18 protein-coding genes and 4 pseudogenes are annotated in these 20084 nt (G+C 37.5%); 14 read left to right on the forward strand and 8 right to left on the reverse strand.

All coding sequences use genetic code 11. The features are described 5' to 3' along the window. Positions 1–28 precede the first annotated feature (28 nt). The 4 genes from IGJ11_RS00685 to IGJ11_RS00700 all read left to right on the forward strand — a co-directional run bounded on the left by IGJ11_RS00685 (position 29) and on the right by IGJ11_RS00700 (position 3235). Entirely contained in the window at positions 29–1564 is a 1536-nt protein-coding gene (locus tag IGJ11_RS00685) for a helix-turn-helix domain-containing protein (protein WP_207431805.1), read from the forward strand. Beyond that, positions 1554–1775, forward strand: coding sequence for a DUF2829 domain-containing protein (locus IGJ11_RS00690; protein ID WP_010720389.1), 222 nt, complete (start codon positions 1554–1556; stop codon positions 1773–1775). The genes IGJ11_RS00685 and IGJ11_RS00690 overlap by 11 nt, the downstream gene beginning before the upstream one ends. Then, complete coding sequence (locus IGJ11_RS00695; RefSeq protein ID WP_010736826.1) at positions 1772–2533, forward strand: 3-oxoacyl-ACP reductase; 762 nt, start codon at positions 1772–1774, stop codon at positions 2531–2533. The genes IGJ11_RS00690 and IGJ11_RS00695 overlap by 4 nt, the downstream gene beginning before the upstream one ends. Positions 2534–2725: 192 nt before the next feature. Then, positions 2726–3235 carry a QueT transporter family protein gene (locus tag IGJ11_RS00700; protein ID WP_126344832.1) on the forward strand — a complete coding sequence of 170 codons (510 nt, stop codon included), beginning with the start codon at positions 2726–2728 and terminating at the stop codon, positions 3233–3235. Positions 3236–3472: 237 nt separating this feature from the next. Here IGJ11_RS00700 and IGJ11_RS00705 read toward each other — a convergent pair. The 3 genes and pseudogenes from IGJ11_RS00705 to rpsD form a co-directional block, all read right to left on the reverse strand. Next, a pseudogene (locus IGJ11_RS00705) lies at positions 3473–3761 on the reverse strand (transposase); the annotation flags it as partial. A 201-nt stretch (positions 3762–3962) separates the two neighbouring features. After that, positions 3963–4511 carry a biotin transporter BioY gene (locus IGJ11_RS00710; RefSeq protein ID WP_207431806.1) on the reverse strand — a complete coding sequence of 183 codons (549 nt, stop codon included), beginning with the start codon at positions 4509–4511 and terminating at the stop codon, positions 3963–3965. Positions 4512–4835: 324 nt separating this feature from the next. Further along, positions 4836–5447, reverse strand: coding sequence for a 30S ribosomal protein S4 (gene rpsD, locus IGJ11_RS00715; RefSeq protein ID WP_010720384.1), 612 nt, complete (start codon positions 5445–5447; stop codon positions 4836–4838). Positions 5448–5894: 447 nt separating this feature from the next. Between rpsD and IGJ11_RS00720 the strand changes: the two are divergent. The 7 genes and pseudogenes from IGJ11_RS00720 to IGJ11_RS00750 all read left to right on the forward strand — a co-directional run bounded on the left by IGJ11_RS00720 (position 5895) and on the right by IGJ11_RS00750 (position 14024). Next, positions 5895–6529 (forward strand): annotated as a pseudogene (locus IGJ11_RS00720) (DNA alkylation repair protein). A 21-nt stretch (positions 6530–6550) separates the two neighbouring features. Beyond that, positions 6551–7324: a Cof-type HAD-IIB family hydrolase gene (locus IGJ11_RS00725; protein WP_010720382.1), complete on the forward strand. Its 774-nt coding sequence runs from the start codon at positions 6551–6553 to the stop codon at positions 7322–7324. 167 nt (positions 7325–7491) lie between these two features. After that, positions 7492–8289, forward strand: coding sequence for a TIGR00282 family metallophosphoesterase (locus IGJ11_RS00730; protein WP_010720381.1), 798 nt, complete (start codon positions 7492–7494; stop codon positions 8287–8289). Positions 8290–8304: 15 nt separating this feature from the next. Next, positions 8305–8679: a YlbF family regulator gene (locus IGJ11_RS00735; protein WP_010736830.1), complete on the forward strand. Its 375-nt coding sequence runs from the start codon at positions 8305–8307 to the stop codon at positions 8677–8679. Then, positions 8663–11275 (forward strand): DNA mismatch repair protein MutS, encoded by a 2613-nt coding sequence (mutS, locus tag IGJ11_RS00740; RefSeq protein ID WP_063626423.1) that lies wholly within the window; start codon positions 8663–8665, stop codon positions 11273–11275. Before IGJ11_RS00735 ends, mutS begins: the two co-directional genes overlap by 17 nt. Positions 11276–11338: 63 nt before the next feature. Then, positions 11339–13438, forward strand: coding sequence for a DNA mismatch repair endonuclease MutL (gene mutL, locus IGJ11_RS00745; RefSeq protein WP_081128402.1), 2100 nt, complete (start codon positions 11339–11341; stop codon positions 13436–13438). 28 nt (positions 13439–13466) lie between these two features. Beyond that, the gene (locus IGJ11_RS00750) at positions 13467–14024 is read left to right on the forward strand and encodes a Maf family protein (protein ID WP_010736833.1); all 558 of its coding nucleotides are present in this window, start codon (positions 13467–13469) and stop codon (positions 14022–14024) included. Between the two features lie 224 nt (positions 14025–14248). Here IGJ11_RS00750 and IGJ11_RS00755 read toward each other — a convergent pair. The 5 genes and pseudogenes from IGJ11_RS00755 to treP form a co-directional block, all read right to left on the reverse strand. Continuing rightward, positions 14249–14390 (reverse strand): annotated as a pseudogene (locus tag IGJ11_RS00755) (putative holin-like toxin). A gap of 294 nt (positions 14391–14684) precedes the next feature. Continuing rightward, entirely contained in the window at positions 14685–14807 is a 123-nt protein-coding gene (locus IGJ11_RS00760; RefSeq protein WP_374220257.1) for a putative holin-like toxin, read from the reverse strand. A 320-nt stretch (positions 14808–15127) separates the two neighbouring features. Then, positions 15128–15272, reverse strand: a pseudogene (gene pepG1 / locus IGJ11_RS00765) (type I toxin-antitoxin system toxin PepG1). A gap of 291 nt (positions 15273–15563) precedes the next feature. Then, positions 15564–15650, reverse strand: a complete 87-nt coding sequence (locus IGJ11_RS00770) for a putative holin-like toxin (protein ID WP_081128401.1) — start codon at positions 15648–15650, stop codon at positions 15564–15566. 58 nt (positions 15651–15708) lie between these two features. After that, positions 15709–17694 (reverse strand): PTS system trehalose-specific EIIBC component, encoded by a 1986-nt coding sequence (gene treP, locus IGJ11_RS00775; RefSeq protein ID WP_207431812.1) that lies wholly within the window; start codon positions 17692–17694, stop codon positions 15709–15711. Positions 17695–17927: 233 nt separating this feature from the next. Here treP and treR point away from each other — a divergent pair, with 233 nt between their 5' ends. The 3 genes from treR (at position 17928) to ruvA (ending at position 20072) form a co-directional block, all read left to right on the forward strand. Then, entirely contained in the window at positions 17928–18641 is a 714-nt protein-coding gene (treR, locus tag IGJ11_RS00780; protein ID WP_010720375.1) for a trehalose operon repressor, read from the forward strand. 77 nt (positions 18642–18718) lie between these two features. Continuing rightward, positions 18719–19162: a peptide-methionine (R)-S-oxide reductase MsrB gene (msrB, locus tag IGJ11_RS00785; RefSeq protein ID WP_034698687.1), complete on the forward strand. Its 444-nt coding sequence runs from the start codon at positions 18719–18721 to the stop codon at positions 19160–19162. A gap of 307 nt (positions 19163–19469) precedes the next feature. Beyond that, on the forward strand, positions 19470–20072 hold the full coding sequence (gene ruvA / locus IGJ11_RS00790) for a Holliday junction branch migration protein RuvA (RefSeq protein WP_010720373.1): 603 nt from the start codon (positions 19470–19472) through the stop codon (positions 20070–20072). The last annotated feature ends 12 nt before the right edge of the window (positions 20073–20084 follow it).

Below are 20084 nucleotides of genomic sequence, written 5' to 3' on the forward strand. Positions count from 1 at the left end.
ACGTTCTAGCATAAAGGAGTGGTAAAAGTTGTATTTGTCATCTGAATATTTAAAACGATTTGATAAAGACCTTTATTATAAAATTCTCCTGCTGGAAAGTTTCGAGGATCATCAGTGGCACACGATTGCTGAACTGGCACAAACAGTCCAATTAGATGCAAGAAGTGTCGCTAAGTACTTAAACGAATTAACAAAAAATTACCATCAGTTCAACGAGAGCTCTCAAACATTGTTTATGAAAACCCCTCGTTCTGGCTATTCCTTTTATGATACGCTTGATTCTATCGAACATGAGCGTTTTTTGATTTTTCTCGTGCAAAGTACGCTGAAATACCAGCTATTGCACGATATTTTTTTTGAAGAGTTTCATACGATCTATCAATTTGCTCAAAAACAATATATCAGCGAATCAACTGCGCGTCGAAAGATCAACGAGTGGAGAGAACAATTAAAAAATTACGGGATTTATTTACAACGTGGGACTTATGTGGTGCAAGGAGAAGAAGAAATCATCCGGCTTTACCTTCACATGACGTTTTGGCAGTTGTTTCGTGGGAAAATTTGGCCTTTTGTAACGATTTCACAATTAGATGTGAAAAAAATTGCTGAACAAATCATGGCTTTTTTCAATGTTCGCCTTAATGAGATCAAAAAAAGAAGACTAGAGTATATGTTAGGAGCTTTCTTCTTGCGTAAATCTCAGAAGCATTACGTATCGTTAAACGAACGAAAGCGACAACTGATTACTGATAATCCTATGTTTCAAAAATTTTGTCATTGGATGCAACCAGTGTTTCCTAACTATTTTCAAAATGAAGAAGAATTAGGTGCGTTATTTTTAGTTTTGATGACACGAGAAGAGTATTATACGGATGAAGACATCCGAGAAGAAATGTTTGCTTTCCATCGAAGGAGACAAACACCGCCCTACCATGCACTTTATGAAGCAAAAGAAGCATTAGCTCTCTATCAAGTGGAACAAGGATTGTCAGAAGAACCCTTAACAAAAGAAGCTGAAACCTATCTTTTTAGTAGTCATTTATTTGCCTATCTTTTTCCAGAAGCTAAGGAAACTATTGATGGGAACGACAGTGACTTTATAAATCATTTGATGATCGAAAATAGTGAAATTATCCAGTGGCTCGATTTGTTTTTTGAGGCCGAGCAAAAAGTGGATCAGCTAGCATTTCAAAATACGTCTTTTTTGATGGGGCGGTATTTAACGGTTTTAAAGACAATGGGTGCATTTACACCAAAGTTACCGCAGATCACGATTCTTTTGATGACAGATTTCCCTCTGTTTGAAGAGCAGTTGTTAATAGAAGACTTACATCGCTTTTTTCGAAATGTTTATTGTTTGAAATTTTTACCAACAGATTATCGGGGTCGAGAAGTTGATTTATTACTTTCAACGAGCAAAGTGCATCGTAAGCCATGGTCTGATTTAGAATACTTTATCGTGACTGGAGAGTTACAGTTAAACGATTATATCCAATTGTACCAAAAATTTGTGTTGATCCAAGACCGAAAAGACAAAGAAAGGAACGAAATAAATGACATTTGAAGAAATTTTACCAGCATTAAAAAAAGGGAATAAAGTGATTCGAAAAGGTTGGAGTGGTTTTGAATTGTATGTCGTTCTTGTTTCAGGAGAAGAATTTGACGGTTGTCCCGTTACCCCTTACTTTTTAATCAAAACAAGTGACGAAGGATTTTCCAGTTTTGCGCCTACAGTCTGTGACATTTTAGCTGAAGATTGGATCATTGTGGAATGAAAAATAGATACAGTGATCTAACAGAGAAAGTTGTTTTTGTCACTGGAGCAGCTTCAGGTATCGGACAGGCACAAGCTAAAGCCTTTTTAGAACAAGGTTCGCGGGTGTTTGGTTTTGATCAGCAATTAGGCCGAATGGACGATCTATCCCAGCAATTTTCTGAAACCTTTGCTTATTTTTTAGGTGATATCACGAATCATTCTTTGTTAAAAAAGGCGGTTGAACAGTGTCACGAAACGTTTGGAAAAGTTGCGATCTTGCTGAATACAGCAGGAATTTTAGATGAGTACCAGCCATTGTTGGAAACAGATGAAGCTTTATGGGATCGAGTGTTTGCTGTTAATGTCAAGAGTATGTTTCAGCTAACGCACTTGATCCTTCCAGACATGCTTGAGGAAGAAACAGGGACAATCATCAATATGGCATCAATTGCTGGCTTTGTCGGTGGTGGTGGCGGGATTGCCTATACCAGCGCAAAGCATGCGATCGTTGGTTTTACGAAACAATTAGCATTAGATTATGCTTCTCAAGGTATTCGTATCAAAGGGATTGCGCCAGGAGCAATTCAAACACCTATGAATGCAGCTGATTTTGCAGGAAATGGTGAGATGGCGGAATGGGTAGCGAATGAAACGCCTGTTAAACGGTGGGCACAACCAGAGGAAGTTGCTGAATTAACGTTGTTCTTGGCGACCCCTCAAGCAAGCTATATCCAAGGGACGATCATTCCAATCGACGGTGGTTGGTTATTAAAATGATTTTGTCTTTTTTATTGTTTTCAGATAAGCTATGATTAGCGAATTTATTCGCACTACGGCACTTCAGTTGGAAGTCAATTCCCATCCTTTGGTCGTAGTTATTACCAAGAGTTGAGAGAGACGAGATCTTTTGTGGCATTTTTGACCACAAGGATGATCGATTGTATCCCGACCTTGTAAAGGAGAAAGAATATGGATCAAAAGAAAATTCGTTCTACTAATCGTTTTACCACAGCAGAAATTGCTCGAATGGCACTTGTAACAGGCTTATATGTGGCAGTTACATTCGTGTTGTCAGTTATCAGTTTTGGTGCCATTCAAATACGTCTTTCCGAAATGTTCAATTATTTGTCGCTCTATAATAAAAAGTATATTTTGGCTATCACGCTAGGCGTTGCTTTAGCCAATCTTTCCTCACCATTGGGATTGATTGATGTAGTAGTTGGTAGTATCAGCACCTTACTTGTCTTATTGATTAACTATGAGATAACGAAACGAGTAAGAAACATGAAAATAAAAATGGTGATTACAGCTTTGGTCTTTGCATTTTCTATGTTTACAGTTGCTGGACAATTGAAGCTATTCTATCAATTACCCTTTTTCTTCACTTGGGGAACTGTTGCTTTGGGTGAGCTAGCTTCCATGCTAGTGGGAGGAGTCATCATTTATTGGGTCGGACAAAAAGTAGATCTAAAAAAATAAACGACGATTTAGCTAAGTCTAAAAATAGAAGATAAAAAAGCTTACGATTGAAAGCTTTTAGATTGAAGGGACTGGGACAAAAGTTGTCTCAGTCTCTTCTAGTATCTCTAAAAAACGAATAAACGGTGAGACAAAAGTAGCATCTTCGGAAATAAGCCGAAATTTACCAAAAATTTGAGAAGCAATTTTCGGAAATTCCTTCTTATTTCTTGATGCTGAACACTTTTGTCTCAACCTCTTTTTTATATGTCTATTTTCAAAAACAAAAGAAAAATTTGTCTTCTTTTCTTTAGAAAAATACTCTTTTTTCGCTTGATATTTTTTGATTTAGCTTTTTCATATTTAGACAAGCAAAAGTAAGCCCGATTTTCATGTGTATTTTTACAATTCCTATTTGATTGGTATAACGTAATCCATGAAATTCTTTTGTGGTGCTGAATATTCGCTCAATCGTTTCTTCTCTTTTTTTATAGAGAACTTTAAACCTACTTTGTTTTGAAAGCATCGGGTACAGCTCCAATTGATCGTTCTGTTTTAACGTATAAAAAAAGACAAAGCACTATAAATAAGCACTTTGTCTATAGTCTGAAAGCTTACGATTGTAAGCTTTTTTTGCTTATCAACAATTCAAGAAAATTAGGGTGTGTCATAATCAGTTTGAATCATTGACGATTCTATTTAAAAAAATTGTCGTAAAGGAATACAATTGAGTAGATGTTTTGTCTAGTTATTTATCCATACTAAACAAATGAAGTCGAGACAACCGTTTTTTTAGAAACAGACCTACCGAAGCGGCAGCAACTGATTTGATTGCTTCAGGGATTATAAAAGGGAGAAATCCACTTAAAAATGCTGTGTGAAGAGAAAGACTGCTACTGATCATTAACCAAAGCATGCCACAGCATAATGCGGCTGCTGAACCAACTAAGTTTGCGGATATTGTCAGAGGATAGCGAGAACCGACTTTCTCCATGATAAATCCAATTAGCCAAGACTGGAGGATAAAACCAACTAGATAGCCACCGGTAGGACCGAATAATACACCAATCCCTCCAGACATCCCCGAGAAAACAGGTAACCCAATAAGACCTAATAAAAGATAGATCAAGACGGAGACAGTTCCTGTTCTCTTACCAAGGAAAGTAGCAGTTAAACCAATGGCAAAAGTCTGTCCAGTCAAAGGAATTAGACCTAGAGGGAAAGTGAATTGTGAAAGAACGGCAATGATCGCTGCAAATTCTGCAGCAAGAATGAGTTCTTTGAGTGATTTTGTCATAAGTTCTCCTTTGTTAACCATTTTTATTTTCTGAGTTAACGAAATTGTATAAGAAAAATTATTTTTTGTAAAGTATATTTTTTAAATAAACGAAGTATTCCTTCAAAATATTAGTCTATCTTCCTTTGAGGATAGGTTATATGTTCAGTTAAACATTGTTTCATTTTGAACTTTTTGGCAAGTCTCAACATATGATTCTAGGAGAGTTACACGGGCGAATCAAATTCAAATAAAGAAGAGAGCTAGAAAAGAGAGAGGGAAATCTACATAAAAAAAGCCCAACTATCGAATAGATAGTGGGCTTGTAAGCCAAAGCTTTGAAAATTATAGGCTTTGGTTGTAGTATTCAACGACAAGAGCTTCGTCGATTTCTGGATATAGTTCGTCACGTTCTGGTAAACGAGTTAATGAACCTTCCAATTTTTCAGCATCGAAGCTTACGAATGCTGGACGACCAACAGTTGCTTCAACAGCTTCTTTGATTGTTGTCATGTTTTGTGATTTTTCACGAACTGAGATCACTTGACCAACTTCAACGTGGTATGAAGGGATATCAACGCGTTTGCCATCAACCATCACATGACCATGGTTAACTAATTGGCGAGCTTGACGACGAGTAGTTGCAAGACCTAGACGATAAACAACATTGTCTAAACGTTGTTCTAGTAAGATCATGAAGTTAACCCCGTGTTTACCTTCTTTGATTTTGCTAGCTTTAACGAACAAGTTACGGAATTGACGTTCGTTCATTCCGTACATATGACGTAGTTTTTGTTTTTCAGTTAATTGCATACCGTATTCTGATTGTTTGCCACGGCTGTTTGGTCCATGTTGACCTGGAGCGTAAGGGCGACGTGCTAATTCTTTTCCTGTGCCTGATAATGAAATACCTAGACGACGAGAAATTTTCCATGATGGTCCTGTATAACGAGACATTAAAATTTCCTCCAATAAAATAAATTTAGTTTTTGGAGTAAAATAATCCGATAAAAAATTCATAATCGTGTAGTCCATTCTTCAATCTTCACCTTTGCAGCCGCGGTTACGCAATTGAACCCGAATCGGGGCAATGAACTAGGGACGAAATTATTATTTTTCCGCTGCATTATTTTACACAAAGTCCAGTATAAGGGAAACAAGGTGAAACTGTCAAGTACGTTTCTCTTTAAAAACGCTTTACAAACCTTGTTTCACTCTATAAAATAAGAGGGTATCTTTTAAAAGCATGAAAAATAAACGTACCAATCTTAAAAAGAAATAAATGAAGGATCATGCTTGTGTAAGCACAGCCTATTTTCAACCTACAGAGCAACTAAAAGGTAGTGACAATGATTTTTCAGCTGTCACCTAAGATACGGGCTTGATTTTTCAAGGAGGACTGTCTTGGAACTTTTAGTTTTTCAAAAAAATGAAGAAAAAGCACATCCAATGGAAATGTATATGAGAAATCAGTTCTCATTTGCAGGTGTGCCCAAACCAGAACGTTGGAAATTGCAACAAACACTTTTGCGTGAAAGCAAAGTGCTTGATGTTCCAGACCTTTTTTCCTTGTTTTCTATTATTATGAAAAAAAAGAACGGGAGTATCAGTACCTGGCGATTGATTTGATTCAACAAAACATCAAACGTTTATCATTGGATGAGTTGGTCGAATTGTCTGTATTGGTACCGGAAAAAGCATGGTGGGATACGATTGATGCTTGGCGGAAAGTTTATGCTACATGGTGTAAACTTCATATGGAACAATTAGAGACGGTTTCTCTTTTGTTTGAAAAAAAAGAAGATTTTTGGCTTCGGCGAATAGCAATTACGTTACAGTTAGGATTTAAAGAAGCTACCAATCAGCTGTTGTTGGATCGAGTGATTACTGAAGATCGCTTCTCAAAGGAATTTTTTATTCAAAAGGCGATTGGGTGGGCATTGCGCGATTACAGCAAGACAAATGTTTCTTGGGTAAAAGAACAATTGACAAAAGAATGGTCTGCTTTGACAAGAAGAGAAGCAAGCAAGTATTTATAAGAAAGTGAGTCGACTAAAAAAATGAAACGTAAATTATTTGCTTTTGATATTGATGGGACGCTACTGGACACAAATAAACAAGCATTAGACAGCACAAGAGAAGCCTTGGATAAGTTACGTAAAGCAGGACATTTGGTAACGATTGCTACTGGGCGTAGTCGTTTCCATGCGCAAGAGGTTATCCGAGATCTAGCATTTACAAATTATATCTTATGTAATGGCGCTGCTGGATTTTTAGATCATGAACAAGTTTATAAAAATTTGCTTGACCGTGAACAATTAGACAATTTTGTCAAAGAAGCACAAGATAAAAATATCGATACTGCTTTTGTGAGTCTAGATAATATCAAACGTTATTCTTCCAATCATGTGGGAATGATGGAAGAGGCAATGCATTCTTTTGGTGCTGTTTTACCTGAACTTGATCAGTACTTTGTGGAAGAACAAGATATCTATCAAGCTTTAGCATTTTTTGATCAGAATTACGATCATCATTTTTCTAGTTACGATAAGATTCGATTTGTTCGTTGGCATGAAAAAAGTGTGGATGTTGTTCCACATGACGGTTCAAAAGCAGCCACGATTTTACACCTAGCAGAACAAGTCGGAATTGCGCAAGAAGATATCATTAGTTTCGGTGATGGCCAAAATGACCGGGAGATGCTGCGTATGTCAGGCATTGGTGTTGCAATGGGAAATGCAGTTCCAGAGGTACAAGCAGAAGCGAAGTTGGTTACTGATACAAATGATGAAGATGGAATTTGGAAAGCATTGAAGCAACTTTCCATGATTTAAATAAACAAGTATAATCTAGGATAGTAAAAAGAACTAGTTGGAGACTGACTTCAGCTAGTTTTTTAGTAGTTTCAGATGAGGGTTACGCAGAGGATTTTTCTGCCCTTTTCTTTCTACAAAAAAACAACTATAATATAGAATGATGTTAAAAGAGAAGAGGAAAACGTGTGCGGGTTTTATTTATTGGTGATGTAGTAGGTTCAATGGGAAGAGATATGATTACAACCTATCTTCCTCGTTTAAAAAAGAAATATCAACCACAGGTCACAATCGTAAATGGAGAAAATGCAGCTTCTGGAAGAGGAATAACTGAAAAAATTTATAAAAAGTTTTTACAAGACGGTGTAGATGTTGTCACGATGGGCAATCATACTTGGGACAACCGAGATATTTTTGAATTTATCGATCAAGCAAAAAAAATCGTTCGTCCAGCAAACTTTCCTGAAGGAACGCCAGGTCAAGGAATGGTATTCGTGAAAGTCAATCAAGTAGAACTAGCTGTAATCAACATGCAAGCACGTTCTTTTATGGTCGACTTAGATGATCCGTTCCGCAAGATGGATCGCTTGATCGCCGAAGCAAAAAAAAGAACGCCAATCATTTTCGTTGATTTTCATGGAGAAACGACAAGTGAGAAACAAGCCATGGGATGGTTCTTAGATGGAAAAGTCTCAGCGGTCATTGGGACCCATACGCATGTACAAACCAATGATGCTCGGATTCTACCGCAGGGAACTGCCTATTTAACTGATGTAGGTATGACAGGTCCTTATGACGGAATTTTAGGTATGCGCCGAGAACCAGTTATCGAAAAATTTTTAACAGCTTTGCCGAAACGTTTTGAAGTCGTTGAACGAGGACGAGGTATTTTGAGTGGCTGTTTACTGGAATTTGACGATGCAACTGGTAAAGCGAAAACCATCCAATTAATCCAGATCAACGAGGACCGTCCATTTTTAGAATAGAAAGTGAGACATCTTTTGCATAAAGAGCCGAATATTCAACGAGAAGCGGATAAATTAGCTCAACTTTTAAGTGAACATGAAACGATCATCCGCTACCACGAACTAGAGCGAAAAGTACAAACTAGTTCCTATTTAGAAAAGTTAACGGAAGATATCAAATCTGCACAAAAAGAAGCAGCAAACTATGCTTATTATGGGAAAAGAATAGCAGAAAAAGAAGCGAATGGTCGGGTTGAACAATTGACGAAACAATTTGATCAACATCCGATCGTAGTAGCTTATCGGAAACAATTGCTTGAAGCAAATGATTTATTGCATCATTTGACGAAAATGCTGCAAGATGAAATCAATAATTGGATAGAGGAGGAAGACAATGCCTCAAAAAACTAAGAATACTCCAATGATGGAACAATATTTAAGCATCAAGGCCCAATACCAAGATGCTTTTTTGTTCTATCGTTTAGGTGATTTTTATGAATTATTTTATGAAGATGCCATCAATGCGTCTCAAATTTTAGAGTTAACATTAACCAGCAGGAATCGTAATGCAGACGAACCAATCCCAATGTGTGGAGTACCCCATCATGCAGCACAAGGCTATATTGATATTTTAATTGAAAAAGGCTATAAAGTGGCTATTTGTGAACAAGTAGAAGATCCTAAGACCACCAAAGGGATGGTTAAACGTGAAGTGATTCAATTAGTGACACCTGGAACAGTCATGGATAGTAAGGGACTATCTGCTAAAGACAATAATTTTTTGACAGCAATTGTTAGCCAAGGCAACGAATTTGGATTTGCCTACGCTGATTTAAGCACAGGGGAGTTAAAAACTGCTCATTTGTTTGATGAAGAAGCTGTACTGAACGAAACGACGGCTTTGCAAACAAAAGAACTTGTTTTAGGAAATGAAATTAGTGAAAAACTTGCTGAGCAATTAAAGAATCGATTAGGATTAGTTTTCTCAAAACAAGAAACAAGTGAAGAAAATGCAGAGTTTAATTTCTTAACCAGTGAGCTATCCGATCCACTTGAAAAAGAAGTGACCGGAAAATTACTTACTTATTTAGCAGTGACACAAAAAAGAAGTCTTGCGCATATCCAAAAAGCGATCGAGTATCAACCGGATCACTATTTGAAAATGGATTACTATTCTAAGTTTAACCTCGAACTAAGCCAGTCCATACGTACAGGAAAAAAACACGGCACGCTTTTATGGTTGCTAGATGAAACGAAAACAGCTATGGGCGGGCGTTTACTGAAACAATGGCTTGACCGTCCGCTGATTCAACTCAATCAAATCAAGGCACGACAAGAAATGGTAGCTTCTCTTTTGAATAGCTATTTTGAACGACTTGATCTACAAAGTGCATTGACGAAGGTTTATGATTTAGAACGCCTAGCAGGAAGAGTGGCTTTTGGAAATGTCAACGGGCGTGACTTGATTCAATTAAAGACTTCTTTAGAACAAGTACCGTTGATTCGTCAACTGATCGAAGGGATCGATCAAGGTCAGTGGACTGACTTATTGAAGGAAATGCAACCGATGGATGATCTGGTTCATTTGATTGATCAAGCAATTCAAGAAGACCCGCCCCTACAAATTACTGAGGGGAATATCATTAAAGATGGATTTAATGATCAGTTAGATACGTACCGTTCTGCGATGACTAATGGGAAGCAGTGGCTAGCAGAGTTAGAAGCAAGAGAACGTCAGCAGACTGGGATCAAAAATTTAAAAGTTGGCTTTAATCGTGTATTTGGTTATTATATCGAAATCACTAAAGCGAATCTGGCAAATGTTGAACTGGAAAAATACGAACGTAAACAAACATTGGCCAATGCAGAGCGTTTTATCACACCAGAATTAAAAGAGTTAGAGACGCAAATTTTAGAAGCAGAAGAAAAGTCTGTTGATTTGGAATATCAGCTGTTTTTAGCAGTGAGAGAAGAAGTCAAAAAAGCGATCAAACCATTACAAATTTTAGCAAAATCAATCAGTACAGCCGATGTTCTGCAAAGTTTTGCTACGATCAGTGAGCGATACCAATATGTTCGTCCTGAGATGGTCTCGGATCGACACCAATTACTGATTCAAGAAGGTCGGCACCCAGTCGTTGAAAAAGTATTAGGACATCAAGAATATATTCCCAATAGTGTGGATATGGCTGAAGACGAAATGATTTTATTGATAACTGGACCGAATATGTCAGGGAAAAGTACGTATATGCGTCAGTTAGCATTAACTGTTTTAATGGCTCAAATGGGGTGCTTCGTCCCTGCGCAAAAAGCGATTTTACCAATTTTTGATCGGATTTTTACTCGGATTGGTGCAAGTGATGACTTGATTGCTGGACAAAGTACGTTCATGGTGGAAATGATGGAAGCCAATCAAGCGTTGCGGCATGCAACACCAAACAGCTTAATTCTTTTTGATGAATTAGGTAGAGGAACTGCGACTTATGATGGAATGGCATTAGCTCAAGCGATCATTGAATATATCCATCAACATGTACAAGCAAAAACGCTCTTTTCTACACATTACCATGAGTTAACAGTTCTAGAGCAAGAATTACCTCAATTAAAAAATGTACACGTAGGGGCTGTTGAAAAAGACGGCGAAGTAGTATTTTTGCATAAGATGATGGATGGCCCAGCTGATAAAAGCTATGGGATCCATGTAGCGAAAATTGCAGGGCTACCTTCTAATTTATTAGCAAGAGCTGCCGATATTTTGCATACATTAGAATCAGGAGAAGTGAGCCATCATTCCGTGGCTGTTCCAAGTGAACCGCTTGAAGCAATAGCACAACCAGTAACTGATACTGTATCGATAGAACAAGAAGAAACGCAACAACTGTCCTTGTTCAGTGAATTAAGCGATGCCGAGACAGCAGTTATTTCTACATTGAAACAAATGAATCTGTTAGAAATGACACCAATGGATGCATTGAATCAACTCTATGAATTGAAAAAACAGCTGTAAATCAACGATAAATAAGAAGAGTAAGCTAACTATAAATACTATATAGGAAGAAGGCGTAGAATGATGGCGAAAATCCAAGAATTATCAGAACGCTTAGCCAATCAAATCGCAGCCGGTGAAGTTGTCGAACGTCCAGCCTCGGTAGTCAAAGAACTTGTGGAAAATGCCATAGATGCAGGAAGTAGTCAAATCGATATTTTAGTTGAAGAAGCAGGATTAAAAACGATCCAAGTGATTGATAATGGAGAAGGTATTTTGACAGAAGATGTTGAGAACGCCTTTAAACGTCATGCAACAAGTAAAATCCACAATCGTGACGACCTTTTCCGAATTCGTACGCTTGGGTTTCGAGGAGAAGCATTGCCTAGTATTGCTTCTGTTTCAGAGATGACGGTAGAAACAGCCAATCAAGAAGAAACGCAAGGAACCTATTTAGAGCTTAAGGGAGGTGCGGTAATGGAACACCGCCCAGCTCCTTTAAGGCAAGGAACGAAAATCACAGTCAGCAATCTTTTCTTTAATACACCAGCACGCTTAAAATATGTTAAAACGTTGCATACTGAATTAGCGAATATCGGTGATATTGTGAATCGCTTAGCCTTAAGTCACCCGGCAATTGCTTTTCGATTAGTCCATGATGGGAATAAGATGTTAGCAACTTCAGGAAATGGCGAATTGAAACAAACGATTGCCGGAATCTATGGGTTGAATACAGCAAAGAAAATGTTGAAGATTGAAGCGAAAGATTTAGATTTTGAAATCTTCGGTTATATTTCTTTACCTGAAGTGACTCGTGCTAGTCGTAATTATCTTTCAACAATCATTAATGGACGTTTTATTAAAAATTTTTCCTTGAATAAAGCAATTGTAGCCGGCTATGGTTCAAAACTAATGGTAGGGCGATTCCCAATCGCTGTACTGGAAATCAAAATGGATCCATTGTTAGTGGATGTGAACGTCCATCCAACAAAGCAAGAAGTTCGTTTATCGAAGGAACAGGAATTAACTGAGCTAATTACTCAAGCGATTCAAAAAGCATTGGTACAGGAGAACTTAATTCCCAGTGCAGCTGACAATTTGCGATTCAAGAAAAAGGTTGCTGATCAACCAAAAGCGGAACAAATCGAAATTGATTTATCTTACGCTTTTGAAGAAGCGAAACCTAAGAAACCGCAAAGCTTGAATTTTGATCAAACAACCGGAACATTTTTTGTAGCGGAAGAAAAAAGCGAGTTTGTGCATGAATCTGTTGATAAGTCTGTGGATAATGTTGAAAACTCTCCTGTATTTTCTGAAGAAACTACTAGTTATCCAGAAAGCAAAAGAAAAACAGTGGATAACTCTGGTGATATTGTTGATAACTATGTAGAAAAACCAGTGGATAAGAGTGAAAATGAGTTATCCACTGTTGAAAACTTTTCCAACGAGCATGAAACAACAGCTGAAGAAGAAACTTCTTCAGAAACAGTTTATCGTGAGGATTTAGCGTTACATCCAGAGTTTGATTTAAGTCAAAATGGGCGCTCATTAGATCAAGCAATTCAGAAATTAGAAAATGAGCAGGTAACACAACGCTTTCCACAATTAGAATATTTTGGACAAATGCATGGAACGTACTTGTTTGCTCAAAGTCAGGATGGCTTATACATTATTGATCAACATGCAGCGCAAGAACGAATCAAGTATGAATATTTTCGAGAAAAAATTGGCGAAGTTTCTAACGATCTACAAGAACTACTTGTGCCGTTTGTATTAGATTATCCCAATAGTGATGCTTTGAAACTGAAAGAGAAAAAACAATTGCTTGAAGAAGCAGGTATTTATCTAGAAGAATTCGGTCAAAATAGTTTTATCGTCAGAGCACATCCTACTTGGTATCCAGCTGGAGAGGAAGAAGCGATTATTCGAGAAATGATCGATATGTTGTTAACAACGGGTAGTGTCAGCGTGAAGAAATTTAGAGAAGCCACAGCAATCATGATGAGCTGTAAACGTTCAATCAAGGCAAATCATTATTTGAATGAAGCTCAGGCGAGGGTTTTATTGAAGGACTTAGCCCAATGTGAAAATCCTTTTAATTGTCCTCATGGACGCCCTGTGTTGATCCATTTTACTAATTCAGATATGGAAAGAATGTTTAAACGCATCCAAGATCCACATTAATGAGTCTCATGAAAAGGAGAAGAAACAGATGAAAATTGTGTTAGCTTCGCAGTCCCCTAGAAGAAAAGAATTATTAGGGCGACTGGTTAGTGCATTTGATGTTCATCCGGCTGATATCGATGAAACACCTTTTGTTCAAGAAAAACCTAAAAATTATGTTGAGCGAATGGCAACTGAAAAGGCAAAAGTAGTCAAACATCAATACGATAATGATGTATTGGTGATTGCAAGTGACACGACAGTTGTTTTTAATGATGAGATCATCGGTAAACCAGCGGATGAACAAGAGGCAAAAGCTATCCTTCAAAAACTTAGTGGGAAAACGCATGAAGTATATACAGCCGTGGTGTTGACGAAAGGTGATCAAGAAGAAAAAATCTTAGCACAAGCTAAGGTGACCTTTTATCCTTTGACAACTAAGGATATCGAAGCCTATTTAGCAACCGGTGATTATATGGATAAAGCAGGTGCGTATGGTATTCAAAGTTTTGCAGGTGCATTTGTTAAAGAGATCCAAGGCGACTATTATAGTATTGTTGGGTTTCCAATCGGTGCAGTTTACCAAGGTTTGAAAAAATTTATGTAGCTACAGTTGACGAAAATCAGAAATTGAGATAGGATCGTTCAAGTTTGTGTCCGCTACTTTCAGTCATATTTAGAATTGCAAAGTGTATGAGTGATTGGTATAATCAAAACGAAAGAGGAGTTGCGATCAACAACTCCTCTAGACAGCACCGCGAAAGACGGTGGCGGTTGAATTTAAATATTCGACAAAGAATAAGAATAGCCAGTCTCCCGCTAAAGTGACGGCTATTCTTTGTCGTTTTTAAGCATAGTGACGATCAAACTGACTAAAGCGATGGTGAACGTACCAAAGCCAAGTATGGTTTGAACGATCTCATATGCGGACAAAAAGCGAACTCCTTTCATAGATTTTAGTACTTATTCCCATAAGCACCACCACCTTTGTGAGAAGTTGCCACCGTCGATCCACTTTACTGTCGAGTTTATTGTAGCACATTATCGCGACGAGAAACGTGTTTTATAAAACATAAAAACGTTATTTTTATTTAGGTTTTTTTAGAGGAATTCTATCTTTACGAAAGTTGTAAATACCTGAAGGAATTGGTATAATGAAAACGAAAGAGGAGTTGCGCTAACAACTCCTCTAGACAGCACCGCGAAAGACGGTGGCGAATTAGTTTAATAGTTCAAAAAGAAATAGCTATACTCGCTAAAGTGACGGCTATTTCTTTTTGTCGTTTTTAAGCATAGTAACGATCAAACTGACTAAAGCGATGGTGAACGTACCAAAGCCAAGCATGGTTTGAACGATCTCATATGCGGACAAAAAGCGAACTCCTTTCATAGATTTTAGTACTTATTCCCATAAGCACCACCACCTTTGTGAGAAGTTGTCACCGTCGATCCACTTTACTGTCGAGTTTATTGTAGCATATTATCGCCACGAGAAATGTGTTTTTTAAAACATAAAAATGTTATTTTTATTTAGGGTTTTTTAAGAGGAATTCTATCTTTAAGAACGTTGTAAATACCTAAAGTAACTGGTATAATAAAAACGAAAGAGGAGTTGCGACCAACAACTCCCCTGGACAGCACCGCGAAAGACGGTGACCGTTTAATCAGATATTTCAAAGAGAAATAGCCAGACTTCGGTTAAAGTGACGGCTATTTCTTTTTGTCGTTTTTAAGCATAGTGACGATCAAACTGACTAAAGCAATGGTGAAAGTACCAAAGCCAAGTATGGTTTGAACGATCTCATATGCGGACAAAAAGCGAACTCCTTTCATAGATTTTAGTACTTATTCCCATAAGCACCACCACCTTTGTGAGAAGTTGCCACCGTCGATCCACTTTACTGTCGAATTTATTGTAGCATATTATCGCCACGAGAAATGTGTTTTTTAAAACATAAAAATGTTATTTTTAGTTAAGGCTTTTAAGAGGAATTCTATCTTTGCGAAAGTTGTAAATACCTGAAGTAATTGGTATAATGAAAATGAAAGAGGAGTTGCGCTAACAACTCCTCTAGACAGCACCGCGAAAGACGGTGGCAAAGTTTTATTTTGGTTTAGAAATAGCCATACTCTGCTAAAGTGACGGCTATTTCTTTTTGTCGTTTTTAAGCATAGTGACGATCAAACTGACTAAAGCGATGGTGAACGTACCAACGCTTAAAGAGTGAAAAATAACCTGAAAAAATTCACTAAAAGAATTTTTTCAGGTTATTTTTATACAGTAGTATTTTTTATTTTAGTTGCGCTTTTCCAATTTGTTCGCTATGACGAACGAGACCTGTTTGATCTAATGTTAAGGCAGCAACTTTTTCATTATTTGTTAATACAACTAAGATGTCCGTTTTCTTCCCAGCCTGCTCAATTGCTGTGAGGTCCATGTCGGCTAGTTGTGTTTTTGGCGTGACTGAATCGCCTTCTTTTACATGGATCGTAAAAGGTAGCCCATTCAATTCGACAGTATCTAGACCCATATGAACGAGAACTTCCAGACCTTCATTAGTTAAAAGACCAATCGCATGTTGTGTATCAAAAATATTTGTTACTTTACCAGCGACTGGAGCATAAACTTTTTCGTTGGAAGGTAGTACAGCATAACCTTCACCCATCATTTTTTGAGCAAAAACAGGATCTGCTACTTCGGTGATTTCCTTGATTTGTCCATCTGCTACAGCGAATAACTCTTCTGTCGGAGCAGAAACTGCTGTTGCATTGGCAGCTTCAAATTTTTGTGGTGAAACGTTGTTTCCATCAGCTGTTTGTAGTTGTAAGCCAGTTGTGTCTTCTACGGGTACAGCAGGATCGATTTTATTTAAGATCCCTTGACGTCTGAAGATTACGGTTAAACCAAATGGAACAATAACTGCAATGATCATAGAAATGATGAACGGAACCCAAGTTTCTGCTTGGATAGCTAGAATACCAGGTAGTCCACCAACACCAATTGCATTAGCACGTACATTCATCAAGTTGGCAAACATTCCAGCTAAACCTGAACCAACCATTGCGGCAACAAATGGGTAAACATATTTTAGATTGATCCCAAACATTGCAGGTTCAGTTACCCCTAGATAACAAGAAATCATTGCTGGAATCGAGATTTGTTCTTCTTTTTTATTTCCGCGATGTAAGAAGATGATCGCAAGAACTGCCGAACCTTGTGCGATATTTGATAAAGCAATCATTGGCCAAAGATTCGTAGAGCCGAAATCGGCAATCAATTGCATATCAATTGCATTCGTCATATGGTGTAAGCCGGTGATTACTAAAGGTGCATATAAGAAACCAAAGACGGCACTAAATAACCAACTGATTGAAGAAGTCAAGCCAGTATTAACAATATTTGAGATCCAACTACCGATTGTCCAACCCACAGGCCCTAAGATGACATGGGCAGCTAAGACTGTTGGGAGTAGAGAGAACAATGGAACAAATATCATAGAAATCGACTGTGGAATATATTTACGGAAGAAAATTTCAAGATAAGCTAACATAAATCCAGCAAGCATCGCTGGAATGACTTGTGCCTGATAACCAATCATATCAACTTGAGCAAAACCAAAATCCCAAAATGGAATATCAGCCGCAGCTGTTGATGCGACACTATAGGCATTTAATAATTGCGGTGAAACTAACGTAATCCCTAAAACAATTCCTAATATTTGTGTAGTGCCCATTTTTTTCGCGATACTCCAAGTGATACCAACTGGTAAGAAATGGAAAATTGCTTCGCCAGGTAACCATAAAAAGCCGTTTACGCCGTTCCAAAATTGAGAGTGTTCAACAATTGTTCCACCAAGACTTTCAAATTGGATTCCTTCTAATACGTTCCGAAAACCTAAAATCAGTCCCCCTACGATAATGGCTGGAATCAATGGTGTAAAAATTTCTGCCAAAACAGCGATTGCTCGTTGGACAGGGTGGAGATTTTGTTTAGCAGCAACTTTACTTTGCTCCTTGGATACGCCTTCAACACCTGATACAGCAACGAAGTCGTTGTAAAAGGTTGAAACATCGTTACCAATAATGACTTGGAATTGCCCAGCATTGGTAAACATCCCTTTCACACTAGGAATATCTTCGATTGCTTTTTCATTGGCTTTTTTTGGATCATTTAAGACAAAGCGCATCCGAGTGGCACAATGACTAACTGCAGCAATATTTTCCTTTCCACCAATTTCCTTTAACAGTTTCTCAGCATCTGCTTGGTACTTTGCCATAGGAATAAACCCCTTTCTTTTTAAACTTGTATACACAAGTTATCTTATCCATACTATACTTGTTTCTTCCTACTATTGCAAGCGTTTTACAAGCGAAAAATGAAAAAATGTAATCGTTACACTTGGCTTAGTGTAGGGATATGTGAAAAGAGGGGGCGATTGAAATAACAAAAAAGCTGTAGTATAGTTTATATGCGAATAAAAGAAATTGAATATTAAGTGGAGGAAATGTAATGAATAAATTTAATGAAATTTTTTTAGATTTAGAGCAAAAAATTTTGGATCAACAATACCCTCCGCATACTTTGCTCCCTAGTGAAAATCAGCTGATTCAAATTTATGGTGTTTCACGAGAAACAATTCGAAAAGCGCTTAACCTGTTAACGACTGAAGGTTATATCCAAAAGAAACAAGGAAAGGGTTCGATTGTTTTAGACCGCAATCGATTTGATTTTCCAATTGCAGGATTAACAAGCTACAAAGAATTACAGGAAACACAACGAATCCCAAGTGAAACCATCGTTCAATTAATCGAAGAAACAGAAGTGGACCAATCATTGAGTGAAATAACAGGCTGGAAGAAAAAAACGCCGGTTTGGCATTTGATTCGTCAAAGGAAAATCAATGGAGAAGTGGTCATATTAGATCGTGATTATTTATTAAAAAATGTGGTACCAACTTTAACAGCAACACAAGCTGCTGGCTCGATCTACGAATACTTTGAAAATGAATTGCAACTAACGATTGCTTACGCCCAGAAAGAAATTACCGTTGAAGAAGTAACTCCTGAAATCGAAGAGATGATGGATCTACATGGAGATCGCTATGTCGTGGTAGTAAGAGGACTGGTTCACCTCGAAGATACAAGGTGTTTCGAGTATACAGAATCAATTCACCGTTTAGATAAATTTCGTTTCGTCGAGTTTGCTAGACGTCGTAAAGTCTAAGCAATTATTACTATGAGCAGAATGTTTGCTTCTGATACTTTTGTCGTTATGATTAAAAGAAAAAGGAGGCGTTTTTAGTGGGCGATTTCAAGAAAAATGAGCGTGATTTAAAAGAGGAATTATCTCCAATTTCATATGCTGTGACGCAAGAAAACGCAACAGAAAGACCATTTAGTGGGAAATATGATGATTTCTATGAAAAAGGGATCTATGTCGATATTGTCAGTGGGGAGCCATTGTTTAGCTCAGCCGAAAAATACGATGCGGGATGTGGCTGGCCGGCGTTCAGTAAACCAATCACTAGAAAAGATATTAAAGAAAAGGCCGACTTTTCTCATGGTATGCACCGAGTGGAAGTGCGAAGCAGTCAAGCAGATTCTCATTTAGGGCATGTATTCAATGATGGTCCTGCTGAAAAAGGCGGACTACGTTATTGCATCAATTCTGCGGCTTTAAAGTTTATTCCATATGAAGAAATGGAAGAACAAGGATATGGAGAATATCTATCACAAGTTGAATAAGGAAGAGCTTTATTTTTGGGTAAAAAATCTTGAGACAGTTTTTGATTGTTTCAAGGTTTTTTCTTATTTATCTTTATTGAAGCGTTGTTTCCTGAATATTGATCCTTTGTTTTGAGGAAAGTGCTGAAACTCTGATCTTTCAAATTAAAATCTCTTGCAAAAAATGTTTATCCTAAAAACCTTGATAAACTTACGTTAAAAAGGAGAAGCGTAGCTCGATCTTCTGTTCTCTTTTTTCAAAAGAAAAAGTATGCTACAATGGAAGAAAATATGCGAACATATGTGTGTGAAAGAAAGAGGATAACAGATGTATGAATATCTTACAGGTGTAGTAACCTTTATCAATCCTTATTATTTAGTAATCGAAACAAATGGGATCGGTTATCAAATTGCATTAGGCAATCCCTATCGTTATAGTAGTAAGCTAAACAAAGAAATCAAACTTTACGTCCATCAGGTCATTCGAGAAGATGCACATCTTCTGTACGGATTTGATTCTTTAGAAGAAAAACAATTATTTTTAAGGTTAGTTAGTGTTTCAGGAATTGGACCAAAAAGTGCCTTAGCGATTATGGCTAGTGATGATCATTCAGGATTGATTCAAGCGGTTGAAACAGGGGATGTGACTTATCTGACCAAATTCCCTGGTGTGGGTAAAAAAACAGCTCAACAAATGATTTTAGATTTAAAAGGAAAATTTGGCGAATTAAGTATCGATACGCCCTTCAATTTATTTGATGAAAGTACAGCACAAGATGCGACGGCATTATCAGAAGCAATGGAAGCTTTATCAGCACTTGGATATAGTGATAAAGAGGTCAAGCGGGTCGAGAAACAACTAAAAGAAGTAGAAAATCTCACAACAGATGAATACTTACGCCAAGCTTTAAAATTAATGATGAAAAAATAAGGAGGGAAAATG

Source organism: Enterococcus sp. DIV0691 (assembly GCF_051711145.1).
GTDB classification, from domain to species: domain Bacteria; phylum Bacillota; class Bacilli; order Lactobacillales; family Enterococcaceae; genus Enterococcus_B; species Enterococcus_B hirae.

What these genes read in the sequence shown, in the direction of transcription:
- IGJ11_RS00710 (WP_207431806.1), bottom strand. Translation starts at nt 4,511, where the DNA reads ATGACAAAATCACTCAAAGAACTCATTCTTGCTGCAGAATTTGCAGCG.
- mutL (WP_081128402.1), top strand. Translation starts at nt 11,339, where the DNA reads ATGGCGAAAATCCAAGAATTATCAGAACGCTTAGCCAATCAAATCGCA.
- IGJ11_RS00700 (WP_126344832.1), top strand. Translation starts at nt 2,726, where the DNA reads ATGGATCAAAAGAAAATTCGTTCTACTAATCGTTTTACCACAGCAGAA.
- treP (WP_207431812.1), bottom strand. Translation starts at nt 17,694, where the DNA reads ATGGCAAAGTACCAAGCAGATGCTGAGAAACTGTTAAAGGAAATTGGT.
- IGJ11_RS00725 (WP_010720382.1), top strand. Translation starts at nt 6,551, where the DNA reads ATGAAACGTAAATTATTTGCTTTTGATATTGATGGGACGCTACTGGAC.
- treR (WP_010720375.1), top strand. Translation starts at nt 17,928, where the DNA reads ATGAATAAATTTAATGAAATTTTTTTAGATTTAGAGCAAAAAATTTTG.
- IGJ11_RS00750 (WP_010736833.1), top strand. Translation starts at nt 13,467, where the DNA reads ATGAAAATTGTGTTAGCTTCGCAGTCCCCTAGAAGAAAAGAATTATTA.
- IGJ11_RS00690 (WP_010720389.1), top strand. Translation starts at nt 1,554, where the DNA reads ATGACATTTGAAGAAATTTTACCAGCATTAAAAAAAGGGAATAAAGTG.
- rpsD (WP_010720384.1), bottom strand. Translation starts at nt 5,447, where the DNA reads ATGTCTCGTTATACAGGACCATCATGGAAAATTTCTCGTCGTCTAGGT.
- IGJ11_RS00695 (WP_010736826.1), top strand. Translation starts at nt 1,772, where the DNA reads ATGAAAAATAGATACAGTGATCTAACAGAGAAAGTTGTTTTTGTCACT.
- ruvA (WP_010720373.1), top strand. Translation starts at nt 19,470, where the DNA reads ATGTATGAATATCTTACAGGTGTAGTAACCTTTATCAATCCTTATTAT.
- IGJ11_RS00760 (WP_374220257.1), bottom strand. Translation starts at nt 14,807, where the DNA reads ATGAAAGGAGTTCGCTTTTTGTCCGCATATGAGATCGTTCAAACCATG.
- mutS (WP_063626423.1), top strand. Translation starts at nt 8,663, where the DNA reads ATGCCTCAAAAAACTAAGAATACTCCAATGATGGAACAATATTTAAGC.